The 17,841-nt window shown below is 71.6% G+C and carries 18 protein-coding genes; 5 read left to right on the forward strand and 13 right to left on the reverse strand.

Annotation, left to right across the window (positions count from 1 at the left end):
- Positions 1-190: 190 nt before the first annotated feature.
- The 7 genes from ABZX22_RS39525 to ABZX22_RS39555 form a co-directional block, all read right to left on the reverse strand.
- Positions 191-1,216 (reverse strand): PrsW family glutamic-type intramembrane protease, encoded by a 1,026-nt coding sequence (locus ABZX22_RS39525; protein WP_354920405.1) that lies wholly within the window; start codon positions 1,214-1,216, stop codon positions 191-193.
- 293 nt (positions 1,217-1,509) lie between these two features.
- Positions 1,510-1,734 (reverse strand): hypothetical protein, encoded by a 225-nt coding sequence (locus tag ABZX22_RS39530; protein WP_354920408.1) that lies wholly within the window; start codon positions 1,732-1,734, stop codon positions 1,510-1,512.
- Positions 1,683-2,138, reverse strand: a complete 456-nt coding sequence (locus ABZX22_RS39535; RefSeq protein ID WP_354920411.1) for a carboxymuconolactone decarboxylase family protein — start codon at positions 2,136-2,138, stop codon at positions 1,683-1,685. The genes ABZX22_RS39530 and ABZX22_RS39535 overlap by 52 nt, the downstream gene beginning before the upstream one ends.
- A gap of 180 nt (positions 2,139-2,318) precedes the next feature.
- The gene (locus ABZX22_RS39540) at positions 2,319-3,470 is read right to left on the reverse strand and encodes a CU044_5270 family protein (RefSeq protein ID WP_354920414.1); all 1,152 of its coding nucleotides are present in this window, start codon (positions 3,468-3,470) and stop codon (positions 2,319-2,321) included.
- A complete protein-coding gene (locus ABZX22_RS39545; RefSeq protein ID WP_354920417.1) occupies positions 3,467-3,988 on the reverse strand; it encodes a sigma-70 family RNA polymerase sigma factor in 522 nt (173 codons plus the stop codon). The genes ABZX22_RS39540 and ABZX22_RS39545 overlap by 4 nt, the downstream gene beginning before the upstream one ends.
- Before the next feature lie 62 nt (positions 3,989-4,050).
- Positions 4,051-5,232 carry an FAD-dependent monooxygenase gene (locus ABZX22_RS39550; protein WP_354920420.1) on the reverse strand — a complete coding sequence of 394 codons (1,182 nt, stop codon included), beginning with the start codon at positions 5,230-5,232 and terminating at the stop codon, positions 4,051-4,053.
- Positions 5,233-5,405: 173 nt separating this feature from the next.
- Positions 5,406-6,023, reverse strand: coding sequence for a hypothetical protein (locus tag ABZX22_RS39555; protein WP_354920423.1), 618 nt, complete (start codon positions 6,021-6,023; stop codon positions 5,406-5,408).
- A gap of 175 nt (positions 6,024-6,198) precedes the next feature.
- Between ABZX22_RS39555 and ABZX22_RS39560 the strand changes: the two genes are divergently transcribed.
- Positions 6,199-8,160: an NAD(P)-binding protein gene (locus ABZX22_RS39560; protein ID WP_354920426.1), complete on the forward strand. Its 1,962-nt coding sequence runs from the start codon at positions 6,199-6,201 to the stop codon at positions 8,158-8,160.
- 66 nt (positions 8,161-8,226) lie between these two features.
- On the opposite strand, the gene ABZX22_RS39565 is transcribed toward ABZX22_RS39560, so the two are convergent.
- A complete protein-coding gene (locus tag ABZX22_RS39565; RefSeq protein WP_354920429.1) occupies positions 8,227-9,198 on the reverse strand; it encodes an acyltransferase family protein in 972 nt (323 codons plus the stop codon).
- Between the two features lie 345 nt (positions 9,199-9,543).
- On the opposite strand from ABZX22_RS39565, the gene ABZX22_RS39570 reads away from it, so the two are divergent.
- From ABZX22_RS39570 to ABZX22_RS39585, 4 genes are read left to right on the forward strand one after another with little or no spacing between them, the layout of a single operon-like run.
- Positions 9,544-11,610, forward strand: a complete 2,067-nt coding sequence (locus ABZX22_RS39570) for a nitrate- and nitrite sensing domain-containing protein (RefSeq protein ID WP_354920432.1) — start codon at positions 9,544-9,546, stop codon at positions 11,608-11,610.
- Positions 11,607-12,008, forward strand: a complete 402-nt coding sequence (locus tag ABZX22_RS39575; protein ID WP_354920435.1) for a roadblock/LC7 domain-containing protein — start codon at positions 11,607-11,609, stop codon at positions 12,006-12,008. Before ABZX22_RS39570 ends, ABZX22_RS39575 begins: the two co-directional genes overlap by 4 nt.
- Before the next feature lie 8 nt (positions 12,009-12,016).
- Positions 12,017-12,367, forward strand: coding sequence for a DUF742 domain-containing protein (locus ABZX22_RS39580; protein ID WP_354920438.1), 351 nt, complete (start codon positions 12,017-12,019; stop codon positions 12,365-12,367).
- On the forward strand, positions 12,348-12,926 hold the full coding sequence (locus tag ABZX22_RS39585) for an ATP/GTP-binding protein (RefSeq protein WP_354920441.1): 579 nt from the start codon (positions 12,348-12,350) through the stop codon (positions 12,924-12,926). Before ABZX22_RS39580 ends, ABZX22_RS39585 begins: the two co-directional genes overlap by 20 nt.
- On the opposite strand, the gene ABZX22_RS39590 is transcribed toward ABZX22_RS39585, so the two are convergent.
- The 5 genes from ABZX22_RS39590 to ABZX22_RS39610 form a co-directional block, all read right to left on the reverse strand.
- Positions 12,904-13,317, reverse strand: coding sequence for a DUF742 domain-containing protein (locus ABZX22_RS39590; RefSeq protein WP_354920444.1), 414 nt, complete (start codon positions 13,315-13,317; stop codon positions 12,904-12,906). The genes ABZX22_RS39585 and ABZX22_RS39590 overlap by 23 nt on opposite strands.
- The gene (locus ABZX22_RS39595; protein ID WP_354920447.1) at positions 13,314-15,755 is read right to left on the reverse strand and encodes a nitrate- and nitrite sensing domain-containing protein; all 2,442 of its coding nucleotides are present in this window, start codon (positions 15,753-15,755) and stop codon (positions 13,314-13,316) included. Before ABZX22_RS39595 ends, ABZX22_RS39590 begins: the two co-directional genes overlap by 4 nt.
- A gap of 89 nt (positions 15,756-15,844) precedes the next feature.
- Positions 15,845-16,492, reverse strand: coding sequence for a DUF998 domain-containing protein (locus tag ABZX22_RS39600; protein ID WP_354920449.1), 648 nt, complete (start codon positions 16,490-16,492; stop codon positions 15,845-15,847).
- A 373-nt stretch (positions 16,493-16,865) separates the two neighbouring features.
- Positions 16,866-17,261, reverse strand: a complete 396-nt coding sequence (locus ABZX22_RS39605; protein WP_354920452.1) for a hypothetical protein — start codon at positions 17,259-17,261, stop codon at positions 16,866-16,868.
- 37 nt (positions 17,262-17,298) lie between these two features.
- Positions 17,299-17,805, reverse strand: coding sequence for a VOC family protein (locus ABZX22_RS39610; protein WP_354920455.1), 507 nt, complete (start codon positions 17,803-17,805; stop codon positions 17,299-17,301).
- Positions 17,806-17,841: the final 36 nt, after the last annotated feature.

Raw genomic sequence — 17,841 nt, forward strand, 5'->3', positions numbered from 1 at the left:
CAGGGGTGCGGCCGCCCATCCGGAACACCGCAGCGCAACCCTCGCTCACAGCCCCCGGTCGCGACGCTTCCTCACAGCACCCCCGGTCGCGACGCTTCCTCTCACAGCACCCCCGGTCGCGACGCTTCCTCTCACAGCACCCCCGGTCGCGACGCTTCCTCTCACAGCACCCCCGGTCGCAAACGCTCCTTCATAGTGCAGCTGCGCGTAGCGCGGCGCGGGCCTGGGACATGGCCGCCAGCCGTTCCGCCACCTGGTCACCGGGTGGTGCGGCGCCGCGCTCGGCCTGGCGGCTCAGGATGACCAGCTCGGTGGCGGCCCGCTGGTAGTCGGCCATCGCGGGCCCGGCGCCGAGCCGCCGGGCGTGGTGGAGGGCCTGCCAGCGGCCGTGCGGGGAGGAGAGCATGGCGATGTCGCGCGGCGTGACCAGGCCCGTCGGCTGGTAGCGGGGCAGGTGGCGGCCGATCGCGGCGACCAGCCCGCGGTGCTCGGCGGTGATCGCGCCGGCCAGGACGATGACGGCCGCGGCGCACGCCACGGAGACCGCCCTCTCGCCGGCGACGGGGGCGTGTCCGGTCGGGACGGAGAGGATCGCGTGGTTCCACAGGCTGTGGAGAAGGACGGCGGCCGTGCCGTACAGGGGGACGATCAGGACGCTCGTCCGGCTCCGCGAGACGGCCGCGTAGCCGGCGCCCAGCCCGAGCAGCGCGCTCCACAGGGGGTGGGCGATCCCCGACCCGAGCCCGTGCTGGACGAACGCGTGCAGCAGGTCGCCCTGCCCGCCCCGCGCGAACACGGCGAGGTGGTGACCGGCGCTCTCCACGGCCGCGAACCCCAGCCCGGCCATGGCGGCGTAGACGATGCCGTCGGTCAGCGTGGTGATCGCGCCCTTGCGCCGCCACAGCAGCCACCCGAGCACGGCGCCCTTGGCCACCTCCTCGACCGCCGGGGTCAGGACCGCCCGGCCGTCGGGGGTGAGCCACCCCGTCACGACGACGCTCGCCACCAGCGCGGTCCCCGCGCCACACACGAAGGCGAAGGCCAGGTGCAGCCGCGGTTTCTGCGCCAGCTGGTCGATCGCGAGCACGACGCCGAGCAGGACGGGCAGCGGCGCCAGCCCGGCCGCGAGCCCCAGGGCCAGGTCGGCGACGGTCGCGCCGTACGACGGGACCAGCGAGCCGAGGTAGCCGACGGCGCACAGCACGGAGATCACCATGACGGCGACCATGCTCCTGTCCCGGCTCCTGCCCTGCCCGGACGGCGGCGGCGGCTCCGAACACGGATCCAGGCACGGATCCAGGCACGGATCCTGGCACGGCTCCGGCCGCGGCCTCGGCAGCTGTCGGGTCTGGGTCGTCATGGTGGTGGCCTCACCTGCGGATGTCGGTCCGGCGGGGAGAGCGGCGAGGCACGGGACGCGCCACGCCCCTCGCCGGGCGTTTCATCCGTTTTCTAGAGGTTTCTGATTGCACGTCCCTTTTAACCGGCTTGCCAGGGCGCGCGACGGCTTCAGCGAACGGCCAGCAGGTCCCCGCCGAGCGTCACCTGGTCGGGACCGACGAGCACCAGCGTCTGCTGCTGGACCGGCCGGTCGATGAGCTCGGGGGCCGACATGGCGCGGGTGCCCATCACCACCTCGTAGTGGGCGAAGGCGGCGCGCAGCCGGACCGTCGCCGGGACGATCAGCCCCAGGCGCCCGCCACCTGGCGGGTGGCGGCGTTGAGCCTGTTCCACAGGTTGACCGTGGCGATCGCCAGGATGAGAGCCGCGAGCTGCGGCTCGTCGTAGTGCTTGGCGGCATCGGCGTAGATCTCGTCGGACACCGCCTCCGGCCGGTCACTGAGCCGGGTGACGGCCTCGGCGAGCGCCAGGGCGGCCCGCTCGGCGTCGGTGAAGTAGGGGGCGTCCCGCCACCCGGCCACCGACCAGAGCCGCTCGTCGCTCTCGCCGGCCTTCTTCAGCGCGCGGGCGTGCATGTCGACGCAGACGCTGCAGCCGTTGATCTGGCTGGCTCGCAGGTTGACGAGCTCGACGAGCTGCTTCGACAGGCCGCTCTGGTCAAGGGTCGCGCCCACGCTCAGCAGGGCCTTCATCGCGCCGGGAACCGTCGACGCCGGGTGGCTCATACGTGCTTCCATGATCGTTCTCCTCCGTCATCGGATGGTCATCGGTGACGGTCCGCGGTGCGGGGGCCGCGCCGGGGCCGTCACTTCCATGACGACCCCCGGCGGAGAAATGTGACAGCGGGACGGGACGGGTTCCGGATGAGCGACGACGCTGACGGCGCGGTGGCCCGCAAGCCGTCATCCCGTCCCGCGTCAGGACGTGCGGGAGTCCGTCCACTCGGCGCGTACCACCGTGGCGGTGTTCCAGACGGTGCCGGGCGCCAGGCCGGCCTGCATGCCACCCGGCTTCACCACGACGCTCTCCCTGGCGAGCGCCACCCCTGCCGCCTCGTCGATGATCAGCCGGTCCTGCAGGATCCCGTGATCCGCGTCCCGCGCGCTGACCCGGGACTCGGTCTCGATGGCGATCGCCGTACCCGATCGGCCCTGCCCGTCGGTCACCTGTCCGACGGCGGTCACGGACGGCAGCGCGGCGAGCATGCGGAAGGCGGCGCCGCGCACCTTGGCGCTGACCGGCATGTCGGTGATGAGCCCCGCGGTGACCTGGAACAGCCACGCGTCCTCGGCCATGGGCCGGTCGGACTCGGTGTCCTTGCCCTCGTAGTTCCGCAGGAGCCAGGCCTTCAGCCCCGCCTCGTCGTCCGGGAGCCCGGCCAGGTCGTCGAGGGTGACGTTGCGTCCCAGCCAGAACACCTCCTTGCCGGAGTGGTGGTCGCTGTACGGCTTGCCGGCCGCGAGCGGGAGCCGCCTGTCCCTCGTGCCCTTGCCCGGCATGGAGATCCGGACCTCGGCGGGCGATCCGGCGGCTTCCCACTTCGCCCTGTCGTCAGGCGTGGCGGGCTCGGCGCCGAGGTACTGGCCACGGGACCACTGACCGTTCTTGCCGACCCACATCTCGCTGCGCTGCTCCGAGGCCATCGTGTAGCCGTCGGAGGTCGTGACCAGGCCCCTGGCGAACGTCTCGGTGTGCCAGAACCGGCCCGAGGCCGGCGGCCGCCGCTCGGCGCTGGTGGCGGCGACCAGGAGCACCTGCTGGGCGGACAGCCTCACGGGGGCGCTGGAGGCTGGAGTGCTGGAGGCGGGGGTGCCGGACCCGATGGCGGCCGACGGCGGGCGCGGAGCCGTACCCGCTCCGGTGCTCGTGGCCAGGACGGCGACGGCGGTGACGCCCGCGGCGGCGCCCGCCAGGCCGAGCCCCCACGCCAGGCGGGGCTTGCGGCGGCGTCTGGTGGGCCGGTCGTGCGACATGGCGTAGGCGAGCTCGGACCGCCTGGTCCGCTCGTCGGTGGGGACGTCGCCGAGGTGGGCGGGCCGGGCGGCGCGCAGTTCCTCGATCGGGTTCATGACCACTCCTCCTTGAGGCCGAGCCGGGACACGGCGGGTGCGGGGGGCTGTTCCAGCTCGCGTCGCAGGCGCCTGCGCGCGCGGTGGAGACGGACCTTGAAGGCGGGCACCGAGCAGCCGACGACCTTGGCGGCGTCGCGGGTGGACAGTCCCTGCCAGGCGACCAGGATGAGCAGTTCGCGCTCCTCCTGGGTGAGCCCGGCCATGGCCCTGAGGACTCCGAGCCGCTCGGCCACCTGGTCGGCCACGTCGCCCGCGACCCATTCGCGCAGCTCGCGGGCGAGCCCTTCGCGCCTGGCCTCGTCCCTGATGGTGTCGCGCAGGACGTTCTTGGCGATCCCCAGCAGGTACGGCAGCGCGTTGCCCGGCACCTGGTCGAGCTTGCGCCAGGCGATGGCGAAGGTCTCGCTCACCACCTCGTCGGCGACCTGCCGCCCCGCTCTGGTGACCACGTAGGCCCACACGCGCTGCCGGCATTCGTCGTAGATGGTGGTGAACCGTTCTCGCTCATCCGTCACCGCCCAACTCCCTCATGTCTCGGGTGTGCTGACACGGAGTAGTGGTCCGGGAGGCGCGATGGTTACACGGCATAGTCCTTGAGCCTGATGGAGTTGGCGGCCTTGGTGGTCATCCGGTCGAGGAGGCCGACGAGGAGACCCGAGCTCAGGATCTTGTAGACGCGGTTGCGGCGGCGCACGTTCCTGGGCGCGAAGAACCCGCCCGCCCCGTCGGCGACCCGCTGGCAGGCCTTGGCGTAGCCGCGGATCTGCTCCTCGTAGCGGGGGAAGGCGACCGTGTGGTCGCCGCCCGCGGCGGCCAGCTCGCCGGCGAGCACGTAGGAGGCGATGAGGGACATGCCCGCGCCCATGCCGCCCATGGTGGCGCCGTATCCCGCGTCGCCGATGAGCGCGACGCGGCCGCTGGTGTAGCGGTCCATGTGGATCTGGCCGATCGCGTCGAAGTAGAAGGCGCCGGTGTCGTCGAGGTGGGACAGCAGCGTGGGCAGTTCCCAGCCCGCCCCCGCGTACGCCTCGGCCAGCAGCCGCTTCTGGGCGGCGACGTCGCGACGGTGGTAGTCGACGGCGTCCGCGGCGAACACGCACATGACCGTCAGGGTGTCCTGGTCCCGCTCGGCGGGGTAGACGAGGCAGCCGCGGCCGGGCTCGCTGTACATGAGCGACCGGCCGCTGAGCCCGAGGTGGTTGGGCGCGTCGAAGAGGGCGGCGTGGTAGCCCGACCGCTTCAGGAAGCGCGACTCCGCGCCGAAGGTGAGCCCGCGCACGTTGGAGTGCAACCCGTCGGCGCCGATCACCAGGTCGAAGCCGCGTCTCGCGCCGCTGTCGAAGGCGACGTCGACGCCGCCGGCGGTCTCGGACATGGCGGCGACGGAGTCGCCGAACAGGTACTCCGCGCGGTCCTTGGTCAGGTCGTGCAGCAGGTGTGACAGGTCGCCGCGGGCGATCTCGACGGCGCCGCCGGTGAAGGAGGCGGGCAGGCGCAGTTGTTCGGTGCCCTCGGCGTCGATGATGACCAGGGGGCCGCCCTCGGTCCTGCGGCGGCGGACCTCGTCGAGGATGCCCATGCGCTCCAGCATGGTCATGTGCGCCTCGCCCCGGAAGTCGACCGCCTGCCCGCCGTCGCGGATGGCCGGGGCGCGTTCGACGACGGTGACGTCGTGGCCGTCGCGGAGGAGCCAGTGGGCCATGGCGGGCCCGGCGAGGCCGGCGCCGGAGATCAGGACGCGCTTGGTGGTGTTCGTCATGGGGCAAGGCTCGCCGGGCCCGCTGACGGGCCGCGCACCGCTCACGCACCGCGCGGTGACCTGACCGGCGGCGGCCGGTGCGCGGGTCGCCCGCGTCTCGCCTGTCTCCAGGACCGCCGTCGGGTTCTGCCCGACCAGCCGCACCTCGTCGGCAGCGGCCGCTCAGCTCCGCGTCATGTTCCGTCGCTATTCATGGCGAGAGTCAGCCTTTCGTAAGCTTCGCGGCATTGGTCACCCAGCTCGGCATTATTTACTTTTCGCGCGACCACGAGCAGGCTCATCACCACCCTGCCCGCCCTGATCACCACGGAGCCCACCTCCAGGCTCTGGCCGCCGCCCGTGACGGCCGTCACATAGGCGCGCGACTGGTCGCCCAGCGGCGGCAGCTCGAGCTTCCTGGTGACATAGCTGACCCGGGCGCCCTCCACGACCGCCGCGTAGGAGGCGCACGCCGCCGGCAGCTCCCCGGGAAAGGCGGAGGGCAGGTCGACCAGCACCTGGGTGAGCGATCCTTCGTCGGAACCGTAGGCCACGACGGCGGCCGGTGCGGCGCTCACGTCGGGAAGGTCCAGGTCGAGCCGCGGCGCGCACGCGCTGCCCCGCCGTACGGCGGCCATTCCCTGCCGGGTGGCGCCGAGCGCGCCGTAGGGGCCGGTCTCGGGACCGTAGGCGACCCGCATGCCAGGCGGCGCGGGAAGGAGGGCGGCGCCGAGATCGCGGGCGGCCGCCGGGGACCGCGCGGCACTCGGGCGAGGCTCGGGCGAGGCGGCTCCGCAGCCTGCGACCAACATGACCGCCGCACATATCCCGGAAAATGATTTCACCATGCTTTCTCCATTTCCCTGACTCCCTCCTTTCTAGGGCACCGGAAAAGACCTGCGCGGAGTTCGGGGAATACGCGTAAAATGTTCGCCGAAATGCGCGTGCCATAGCACGGCATTTCCCGCCCCTCGCCATGATCGGGACATGGAGATCGATCGGCACAGGGCACGCGAACTCGGCATGGGCCGGCCCATCTCGCGCCGCGACTTCTTCGACGGCGTGGCCATGGCCGTCGGAGCGGCCGCGCTGGGATCGCTGGCCGGCTGCGGGGCCGCCGCCACCCACGGCGCGATCGGCACCGACCTGCTGGAGGTCCCGCGGGAGGCGCGGTTCCCTCCGGGGCTGACCGGGCTGCGGGGCGACACCCCGGCGGCGATGAGCGTCCCGCACGCGCTGCGCGACGGCAGGTTCTGGCAGTACGCGGGCGCGCCTCGGCCCACGGGCGAGAGCTACGACCTGGTGGTGGTCGGCGGCGGCATCAGCGGCGTGAGCGCGGCCTTCGAATGGCTGAACAACGACCCGGACGCCGGCATCCTGATCCTCGACAACCACGACGAGATCGGCGGGCACGCGCGCCGCAACGAGTTCGCCCCGCGCGGGCGCGCCGGATCGCTCATCGGGTACGGCGGCTCGCAGTCCATCGAGGCGCCCTCGGCGTGGACGGCCGAGGGCCGGATCCTGCTCGCCCAGCTCGGCGTCGAGCTGCGGGCGCTGGCGTCGTCCTTCGACCGCAAGCTCTACCGCGACCTCGGGATGACCGGCGGCGTCATGTGCGACAGGGAGAGCTTCGCCACGGAACGGCTCGTCAGGCTCACCGGGGGGCTCACGCCCGAGGAGCTGGCCGCCCGGCTGCCGATGGCCGAGCCGGCCAGGAAGGACCTGGTCAGGCTCTACACGAACCCGCCCGACTACCTGGCGGGCCTGTCGCGGGAGGAGAAGGAGGAGCGCCTGGCCGCCCTCACCTACTCCCGCTACCTCCTCGAGGTCGCCGGGGTCCATCCGGACGTGGAGCGGTTCTGCCGGACCATGTCGTGCGACGAATGGGCCTACGACACCACCGTCTTCGGCGCGATCGACGCCTGGGGCAGCGCGGACGGCTGGGACTACCCCGGCTTCCAGGGCCTCGGGCTCGACCGCGGCAAGCCGTCCAGGTTCAACTCGCCGAGCGTGGTCAAGGGGTGGGGCGCCGAGGACCCGGCCGTCCACCACTTCCCCGAAGGCAACCAGGCGCTCGTGCGGATGATGGTCGGCAGGATGATCCCCGGCTTCGCCACCGCGACGGACATGGACGGGATCACCACGGCCACCTTCGACTACGGCAGGCTCGACCTGGCGGCCAACCGGGTGCGCTTCCGGCTGTCCAGCCCCGTGGTCTCCGTCGCCAACGACGGCGACGCCCGCACCGCCGCCGGCGCGGCGGTCGGCTACTTCGACGGCACGGCGGTCAGGACCGTCCGCGCCGGCGCGGTGATCATGGCCTGCTGGAACGCGGTGATCCCCTACATCGTCAGGGACCTGCCCGCCGACCAGCGCGCCGCGCTGCGCGAGGCGGTGAAGATGCCGCTGCTGTACGCCACGGTCCAGCTGCGCGACTGGACGGCATGGCAGCGCGTGGGCGTCCACCACGCGCGCTGGACCGGCGCCTACTGGTGCGTCTCGGAGCTGGACCACCCGGTCAGCACACCGGGCTACGCCTGCCCGAGGGATCCCGGCGAGCCGATCAACGTCCACCTCGTCGCCACCCCGGCAAGCTCCGGCATGGCGCCCGCCCACGCCGCGGTCGCCGGGAGGCACGCCCTGCTCAGGACACCCTTCAGCTACCTGGAGTACACCGTCCGCGACCAGCTGGCCCGGCTCCTCGACTCCGGCGGCTTCGACCCCGCCCGCGACATCGAGGCGATCACCGTCAACAGGTGGGGCCACGGTTACGCGCCTGAGTACTGCCGGCCGTGGAACGCCTTCCATCCCGACGGGCCCTTCCCCGCCGAGACGGCGCGCAGGCGGTTCGGCAGGATCGCCATCGCCAACTCCGACTCCGTTCCCGCGGCCTACGCCGACGCGGCGATCACCGCCGCGCACCGCGCCGTGGGGGAGCTGCTGGTGTGAGGGCGTGGCTGCGCGTTTCGTCGCCGGGTTCGCCCGGCGTCGTCACCCCGCCGCTCCGGCTGCGCGCTACCGCACGGGCCGCCGCAGGGCCGTGAACGCCCAGGACATCCGGGGCTCGACCGCCCAGCCGAAGGCCGCGCGGACCGGTGGCGTGCACAGCACGGTCGCCACGGCCACGCCGAGCGCGATCGACAGCGGCACCCCGAGGTCCAGGTGTTCGGCCACCTTCACCACGAACCCGTGCAGCAGGTAGGCGTACATGGTGGCCGCCCCGAGGCCCGAGAACCAGGTCCGGCCCCGGGGGGTGACCGCCATGAACGCCGCCACCAGCACCGCTCCCGCCGCCAGCATCCCGAGCCTGATCAGGCTGCCGGTGACGTCGTCCACGCCGATCGCGGTGTTGGCGTGGCGCCACCTGATCCACTCGGTGGGCACGACGTCGTGCAGGAGCAGCGCGGCCGCCAGCCCGGCCGCGAGCGTCACCGCTCCGACGATCCTCATGGACGGCCTGCGCAGCAGCTCGACGTGTTCGGGCCTGAGCATGAGGCCGAGCACGTAGAACGGCAGCAGGCCCAGGGTGCGGTTCATCGACAGCTCGTCGGGCAGCGCGCTCGTGCCCGACAGCAGCGACAGGCCGAGCGCGACGGCCAGCGGCCGGCGCAGCTGCTGCCAGACCGGCGTGGACAGCCGCCAGAGGAAGAGCGACATCAGGAACCACGTCAGGTAGTACGGGTCGAGCAGGCTGAGCTCCAGCTTGCCGTACAGCAGCAGCCTGGGCACCGCGTAGGCCAGCTCGAACAGCACGTACGGCACCGCGAGCGTGGCGATCAGCTTGCGCGCCTTACCCGACGAAAAGGTGAAATTTCGTGACAAATAGCCGCTCAGGGTGATGAAGAGCGGCATGTGGAAGACGTAGACGTAGAAGTACAGCGCGTGGGCGATCGGGTCGTCGCGCAGGTCCTCGATCATGTGCCCGCAGACGACGAGCACGATGGCCAGATACTTGGCGTTGTCGAAGTACGGATCCCTGTCGCTCACAGCCCACGGACCCTAGCCAGGCCACGGCGAACTCCGGGTGTCCGGCGACCGAACCCTTGTCGGCGGAACGACTTCGGGAAGAGCTGTCAGCGACCGGATCCGGAGCGTGACGCGAAAGCACAGGTCAGGGACGGCCAGCCCGGATACCGGCCCGGCGGAATCCGGCGTCGGCCCCGATAATCACACTAATCATCAGGTTCCTCCACTGCGCCACCACCATAATCGGTGCTAGTCTCCTGTGCGATCTTCCGAGGCATATTTACACAAAGCGTGGAAATCGCCGCGGTACTCCGAGGTTGGGACATGGGCTCGAGAAACCGGTCGATTCGGTTCAAGATCTTTCTGTTGCTGCTCCTGCCGCTCCTGTCCCTGAGCGCGCTCTGGGGCTTCGTCCTCAACCTGACCGTGAGCGACGGCCAGGCCCTCCTCCGCGCCAACACGCTCTACGAGACCATCGGCGTCACGTCCACCGAGCTCGGGCTCCAGCTCCAGGCCGAACGGGCCGCCTCCGCCACCGCGCCGGCCAGACGCGGCCGGGAACTCAGCGCCCAGCGCGAGCGCACCGACACCGCGCTGGCCGCCTTCACCACGGCCGTCGCCGCCACCGACGACGACAAGCTGCGCCAGCCGCTGCGCGACACCGCCGGCGAGCTGGCCAGGCTCGACTCCATCCGCGCCGCGCACGACGCCGGGCTGGAGACCCGCCTCCACACCATCAACGCCTACAACCACCTGCTCGACACGCTGTTCCGCCTCTACGAGCAGCTGACCGCGGTCCCCGACCTGCCGATCTTCCAGCAGGCCGCCGCGCTGCAGGCGATGAGCAACGCCCGCGAGATCATCGCCAGGGAGAGCGCGCTGGTCGGCGCCGTCCTGGCCAACGGCAAGATGGCCGAGGCCGAGGCGGCCGCCTTCACCGAGTACGTCGCCACCCGCACGTTCCTGCACACCCGCGCGCTGGCGACCCTCGACACCGAGCTGCGCGCCCCCTACGACCGCTTCTTCTCCGGCCCCGGCTACTCCAGGTTCGCGCGGGCCGAGTCGCGGATCGCGATCACCGGCGCGGCGCCGCCCGACCCCGAGCAGTGGACGGAACCGGTCGCCGAGGTCACCAAGCAGCTCGACAAGCTCGGCGCCGCCTCCGCCCGGATCCTGGCCGAGCGGTCGGCGGACGTCTCGACCACCGTCATGGTCCGCATCGCCGTCGCGGGCGGCGTCGGCCTGCTCGCCGTCATCGCCTCGATCATCATCTCCGTGAGGTTCGGCCGCCGCCTGTCCTCCGAGCTCGCCGGGCTCAGGTCGGCGGCGCTCGACCTGGCAGAGGTACGGCTGCCGCGCCTGGTCGCCCGGCTGCGCGCGGGCGAGGAGGTCAACGTCAGGAAGGAGGCGCCGCCGTTCAAGGTCAGCGGGGCCGCCGAGATCCTCGACGTGGCCAAGGCGTTCGCCTCCGTGCAGCGCACCGCCGTCGAGGCCGCGGTCGGCCAGGCGAACCTCCGGCACGGCATCAGCCAGGTCTTCCTCAACCTCGCCCGGCGCAAGCAGGGCCTGCTCCACCGCCAGCTCGGCCTCCTGGACGGCATGCAGCGCCGTACGGACGACGCCGACGAGCTGGAGGACCTCTTCCGCCTCGACCACCTGACCACCCGCATGCGGCGGCACGCCGAGGGCCTGATCATCCTGTCGGGATCGGCGCCCGGACGGGTGTGGCACGAGCCGGTGCCCGCCCTCGACGTGGTCAGGGCCGCCGTCGCCGAGGTCGAGGACTACACCAGGATCGCCGTGGAGCACATGCCGCAGGCCGCGGTCGACGGCGCCGCCGCCGCCGACATGGTCCACCTGGTGGCCGAGCTGCTGGAGAACGCCACCATCTACTCGCCGCCCAACACCACGGTGCAGGTGCGCGGCGACTCCGTCAGCAACGGTTACGTGATCGAGGTCGAGGACAGGGGGCTCGGGCTCTCTCCCGAGGAGTACGCCCGGCTGAACGGCCTGCTCCTCAACCCGCCCGAGTTCGACCTGGCCGACAGCGACAGGCTCGGGCTGTTCGTGGTGGCCAGGCTCGCGGCCAGGCACGGCGTGAACGTGTTGGTCCGGGCCTCGCCGTTCGGCGGGACGACCGCTATCGTGCTGATCCCGCGCGGTCTGCTGGTGGAGCGGTCCGCCCTGCCTCCGGCCGAGCCGCCCAAGCGCGACAGGAAGCCCCTCGCGCTGGTCGGCGGCACGACCGCGACCCACAAGGGTCTGCCGAGGCGGGTCAAGCAGGCCAACCTGGCACCGCAACTGAAGGCCCCCGAGCCAGAGCCAGAGACACACCCGGAAAGATCGCCAGACGAGGTACGCGACCTGTTCTCCGCCTTCCAGCGGGGCACCGAGCGCGGCCGAGAAGTAGAAGCCCAGGAGGGGGACCTATGACGACACCCACTGCGAACACCGGCGAGCTGAACTGGCTCCTCGACGATCTCACGACCAGGGTGGGCGCCGTCAGACAGGCGGTGATCCTGTCCACCGACGGCCTGGCCGTCGGCTACTCGAAGGGGCTGTCCCGTGAGGACGCCGAGCACCTGTCGGCCGTCGCGGCCGGGTTCCAGAGCCTGGCTCGCGGCGCCGGACGGCACTTCGGCGGCGGCGACGTGCGCCAGACCATCGTGGAGATGGAGGCGGCGTTCCTGTTCGTCACGGCGGCGGGGCAGGGCACCTGTCTCGCCGTCCTGGCCAACGCCGACGCCGACGTCGGCCACATCGCCTACGAGATGGCGATGCTGGTCAAGCGGGTCGGCCAGCACCTGTCGACTAATCCCCGTGTGCCATGAGCCAGTGGATGGACGAGGAGGCCGGACCCTTCGTCCGGCCGTATGCTCTGATCCGGGGTAGAACCCGCTCGTCAGGCGCTAACCTCGACCTGATCACGCTGGTGACCGCGACGGACCCCGCCTCAGGCGAGGGGCCCGTCGCGGGGCTCGGGCCCGAACAGGAGGCGATCCTGCGCGCGGCCCGCACCCCCATCTCGGTGGCCGACGTGGCCGCCGAGCTCGACCTGCCGGTCGGCGTCGTCCGGGTCTTACTCGGCGACCTGCGCGACAACGGACTCATCTCGGTGGCCGCCTCGGCAGGGCCACGTCCGAGTGAGCGCATTCTCAAGGAAGTGATCAATGGACTCCGGGCTCTCTGAGGACCCCGTCGCGCTGAAGATCCTCATCGCCGGCGGATTCGGCGTGGGGAAGACCACGCTGGTCGGCGCCATCAGCGAGATCAAGCCGCTGCGCACCGAAGAGGTACTGTCCGACGTCGGCGTCGGCATCGACGACCTCGAGGGCGTGGAGGGCAAGACCACCACCACGGTCGCCATGGACTTCGGCCGGATCACCATCCGCGAGGGCCTGGTCGTCTACCTGTTCGGCACCCCCGGGCAGGAGCGCTTCTGGTTCATGTGGGACGAGCTGTCCTACGGCGCGCTCGGCGCGGTCGTGATCGCCGACACCCGGCGGCTGACCGACTGCTTCCCCTCCATCGACTACTTCGAGCAGCGCGGCACGCCGTTCGTGGTCGCCGTCAACTGCTTCGACGGCACGGCCACCCACAGCGTCGAGGACGTGCGGATCGCGCTGGACCTGGACGACGACGTGCCGGTGCTGCTGTGCGACGTGCGCAGGCGCGCCTCGGCCAAGGAGGTCATGATCTCGCTGGTCGAGCACTCCCTGAAGACGCTCACAGCGCCCGGAGCCCGTTGATCACCTCACGCAGCAGGCTCTCCGTGGGAGAGGCGGCCGCCGGCACCGGCGGCCGCACCAGAATGAGCCCGTGATCGAGCAGGTCCCCCAGCAGTACCCGCACCACGCCCACCGGCAGTCCCGTCTCGGACGCGACCTCGACCACCGGTCCCGTACGGCTCTGCGCCACGCACTCGAGCAGCCGCCGGTGCTGCGAGCCCAGATGGGCCTGCGAGGGCACCGGCCTGCCCGTCGAGGTGACCACCGCGAGCAGGTCGAGCGATGACGACGAGGGCCTGGTGCGCCCCCTGGTCATCGCGTAGGGCCTGACGACGGGCCCCGCGTCCTCGTCCACCCATTCCATCTCGGCCCCCCTGCCGTGATCGTCGATTGCCTCGCTCGGCTCGGTCATGACCCATCCTGTCCGCTGTCCTGACGGCCGCGCTGCCACCCCGACTGCAAGGACGACAGCAACGCCCTGGTCTCCTCGGGAGAGCGCTCGTCGGCCTGCTGTTCTTCGGGCGGGGGGCTGGGTTGCGCCAGACGGGGCGGCAGGTTGGCCTGCCTGGTCCGGCGGGGAAGCACGGCGGGAACCTCGTCAAGGCCGGCCTGCCGCGTCCGGCCGGGAAGCACGGCGGGAGCGTCGTCAGGATTGGCCTGCCTGGTCCGGCGGGGAAGCACCGCGGGAACCTCATCGAGGCCGGCCTTCCGCGTCCGGCCGGGAAGCGCCGCGGGAGCCTCCTCGACGGGCTCGGCGAGCACCGGAGCGGCCAGCGGCCGCACCTTGACGGCCTCGAAGGGCCCTCGGGGCTGGGCGTCCTCGAACGGCCCCCTGACGGCGGGCTGGGGCGCCGGCACGTCGATCCGTTCGACGCTGACGTCCACCCTGCGGGAGGTCCGCGTCCTGCGCGGCAGGTCGGCCGCGCCGTCCTTCTTGATCGGGCGCACCCTGTCCTGGATCGCGGGGCCGTTCACCGGCTTGAGCGGCTCGATGAGCGCGCTCGGGACGAGCACGACCGCCGTCGTCCCCCCGTACGGCGACTGCTTCAGGGTCACGCTGATCCCGTGCCGGGCGGCGAGCATGCCGACGACGGCGAAGCCGAGCCGCTCGGTCTGCGAGGCGTCGAACTCCTGCGGGCCCGCGAGACGGTCGTTGATCGCCTGCCGGTCCCGGACGGACAGGCCGAGCCCGCGATCCTCGATCTCGATCGCGTACCCCTTGGCCACCAGCTCGCCCCTGATCGACACCTCGTTCTCCGGCGAGGAGAAGACGGTCGCGTTCTCGATGAGCTCGGCGAACAGGTGCATGAGGTCGGCCACCGCGCCGCCGGAGACGCCCTGTTCGGGCATCGGGTAGACGCGGACCCTGGTGTAGTCCTCGACCTGGGCGGCGGCGCCGTTCAGCACGTCCTCGACGGGGATGGTGCCGCGCCACTTGCGGCCTGCCGTACCGCCGGACAGCAGCACCAGGCCCTCGGCGTGGCGGCGCATGCGGGTGGTGAGGTGGTCGAGCTTGAACAGGCTCTCCAGCGCCTCCGGGTCCTCGGCTTCACGCTGCATGCCGTCCAGGAGCTTGAGCTGGCGCTGGAGCAGCCCCTGGCTGCGGCGGGCGAGGTTGCGCAGCGCCAGCGCGACGCCCTCCCGCAGCCTGGCCTGCTCGACCGCGGCGTGGACGGCGGTGCTCTGCACGCTGTCGAACGCCATGGCCAGGTCCTTGATCTCGCTGGTGGCGCGGGGCGCGACGACGATGGGCGGCGCCTCGGCCGCCACGTCCACGCTCTCGCCGCCGCGCAGCCGCGCGACCACGCCCGGCAGCCTGATCTCGGCCAGCTCCAGCGCGGTACGGCGGAGCGTGGCCAGCTCGCCGGTCACGACGCGGCCGACCCTGATGGAGATGAAGATCGAGAAGCCGACCGCGATGAGGCCGAGCACGCCGGCGACGGCCGCGCGCACCAGGATGGCCATGCCCGCGGGCTCCATCCTGCTCAGCAGGATGGAGCCGGTGTCCCAGGTGCCCTGCTGGAAGGTCTTCAGCACGGGGTCGGCCGAGCCGCGCCAGTCGGCGACGTCGGCCCTGCCGCCCGCCAGGATCGAGGTGATCGCGCCCTGCAGGACGAGGTACTGGGGCGAGCCCGCCAGCGTGTCGAACGGGCGGCGCAGCTCGCCGTCCAGTTCGGTCCGCGCCTTGTCGAACTGCAGGACGCGGGCGCCCTCCAGCCTGGCCAGCAGCTCGCGGTCGCCGGGCATGATGGCGCCGCGCGAGGCGACGACGAGCGTGTGCTGGCGGTGCAGCAGCTCGCGCGCCTGCTCGGCCGCGATCAGGCCGCCGGCCTGCTGGTAGAGGGTGATGTCGGTGCTGAGGGCGAAGGTGCCGTAGAGACGGTAGATCGCGTCGGAGATCGCGGCGTAGTCGGTCACCAGCCGGGAGGGGGCCAGCAGGCCCTCGTCGGCCAGCCGGCGGATCTCCTCCAGCCGTTCGATCTGCGCGAAGACCACTCTGAGCTGGGCCTTCATGTCGGGAGAGAGGACGGCCTGCGTCTCGTCGGCGTTCGCGCCGGCGGCGAGCACCCTGCGCGCCTTGTCGGTCTCGGTGCGTGCGGCGGCCAGCGCGCTGGGGCCGGACGCGCTGCGCGCCAGCTTCTCGGCGGTGGCCAGCCGTTCGCGCTGGAGGTTGTACACCATGCCGTCGGCGCCGTTGATGACGCCGCTCCAGATGGTGTCGACCTTCAGGAGGTTCATCGCCTCACCGGCGGTGGTGCTGGCCGCGAATCCCCAGAGCGCGATGAGAGACACCAGGGGGACGACGAGCAGGGTAGCGATCTTGAATCGTATGGATCTGCTCGATGCCATGACACCCGCTCCCGTAGAGAGATCGCGGGAGAGAATAGCACCGAGCTTAGGAGAAAATCTTCTCCCATTCGTGAGAAAGTTGTGACATGTCAGGAAATTGGGGCAAGTGAGGCGGCTCGTGTCCTGACCCACTGCAGACGGACCAGCCGCGCCGCCAGCACCGCCAGCAGCGCGACCTCGGCCGCCAGCAGACCCCTCTCGACCAGGCCGATCATCACCCGGTCACCCGGCAGCGCCACGTAGGTGATGGCCAGCAGCCCCAGACCACCTGCCAGCGCCAGCCACTCCACCGGCCTGGCCACCGCCTTCCACCTGTCGTCGGCGGCCAGCCTCGGCACCAGCAACGCCGCCGCGGCGGGCAGGCTGACGAACGCCGCCACCGACACGTAGCGGTGGACCTGCGCGGTCACCGTCATGTCGGCGCCGATCGGCGTGGTGGGGATGATCGCCGCCACGACCAGAGCCCCGCTCCACACCGCCATGAGCCGTTCGGGCATGCCACTGACCGGCGCCCCCGCCCCCCTCAGGCCGGCCAGCAGCGCGAACGACCCCAGGCCCATCGCCGCCATCGCCATCTCCGTGACGCCCCCGCGGTCGGCCACGGCGTACTCGCTGATCGTCACGTTCATCGGGTCGAGGTACGGGTCGGGGTCGAACTGCCCGACCACGATCGCGACGACCGAGAACAGGATCAGGGAGCAGGCGAGGAGCGGATACACCCTCTTCAGCGGGGCCATGGGTCGAGAATGCCCCGGCCCGTCCCGCATTCCATCCGGCGTCACCCCTGAGACGCCCCCGAGTCGACCCCGGCTTCCCTCCGGTCTCCGGCCCGCTCTCCCCGGCCCGCTCTCCCCGGCCCGCTCTCCCCGGCCCGCTCTTCCCGGCCCGCGGTCGCCGCTCTCCAGCCACCGGCCGCCGGCCTGCGGTTCCGGCCCCTGATCACCGGCCGCCGGTCCGCGGCCTCCGGTACGGCAGGCGGGGCCGAGGCCACCATGGTCACCGGTGACCGCCCGTCCATCACGCGTGCTCCAGCGGGACTCCGGTCACTCGTCGTCACGTCGTCCCGTGAACGCCCCCTCGTCCGTCCGGTGGGGCCGCGGCCTTCCTCCGTCAGAGCGCGTCGCGGCAGGCGCCGCACATGACCTGGCCGGAGGTGACCGTACCGGCGCAGACGTCCGGCCGGTCGGGATGCCGGAAGCACAGGCACTGGCAGGTGCTCGTCTGCTCCTCGATGTCCCAGGTGCCTTCGGGCTGCTCGCCGCCGAGGACGGTGTTGTCGAAGAAGTCGGCCAAGGGCCGCAGCACCGCCTCCCCGAGTGGCCGCAGGGCCTGCATGAACGTGGTGGCGAGCGGGCCGAAGGTCTCCGACATCTCCCGCAGGAACTCGGGAGTGGTGTCCGGTTTGGCCTCCGGAGGGGCCCAGCGCATGGAGTCCGCGCTCAAGCTCTCCCAGTCCTCCACCACGCCGTCGATGGCATCGAGCACGTGATCAGGGTCGCTTCGCATGGTCGCGCTCCAAACAGAGTGTTCGGATACCACCAGGTTACGCGAAGGACACTCCCACGCCCCCGCGCGTCCGCGCGCCGTAACGCTCGATCTCGGCGGCCAGGTCCAGCGGCTTGATGCTGGAGCGTCCCTTGAGCACGTCCTCGGTGACGAGCTCGGCCGGCAGCAGCCACGACACCTCGAACTCCAGCCCGTCGGGGTCCTTGGCGTACAGGGCCTTGGTCGTGGAGTGGTCGGACGCGCCCGCGAGCGAGCCGAGCTCGGCCAGCTTGACCGCGATGCGCTGCAGTTCCTCCAGCGTGTCCACCTCCCACGCCAGGTGGTAGAGACCGACGGTCGAGCGCCCGGCGGGCGAGGGGCCCGCCTGCGGGCCGATCTGGAACAGCCCCAGGTCGTGGTCGTTGCTGGAGCCGGCGGCCTGGAGGAAGGCGGCCCCGGGCATGCTCATGACCACGTCGAAGCCGAGGGCTTCGCGGTAGAAGGCGACACTGCGCTCGACGTCGCGAACGTAAAGAACCGCATGGTTCAGGCGTTGTACTGGCATACCACCCAATATAGATGAGAGTTCAAGTAAAGTGGA

It is taken from the genome of Nonomuraea sp. NPDC003804 (assembly GCF_040610675.1).
Lineage (GTDB): Bacteria > Actinomycetota > Actinomycetes > Streptosporangiales > Streptosporangiaceae > Nonomuraea.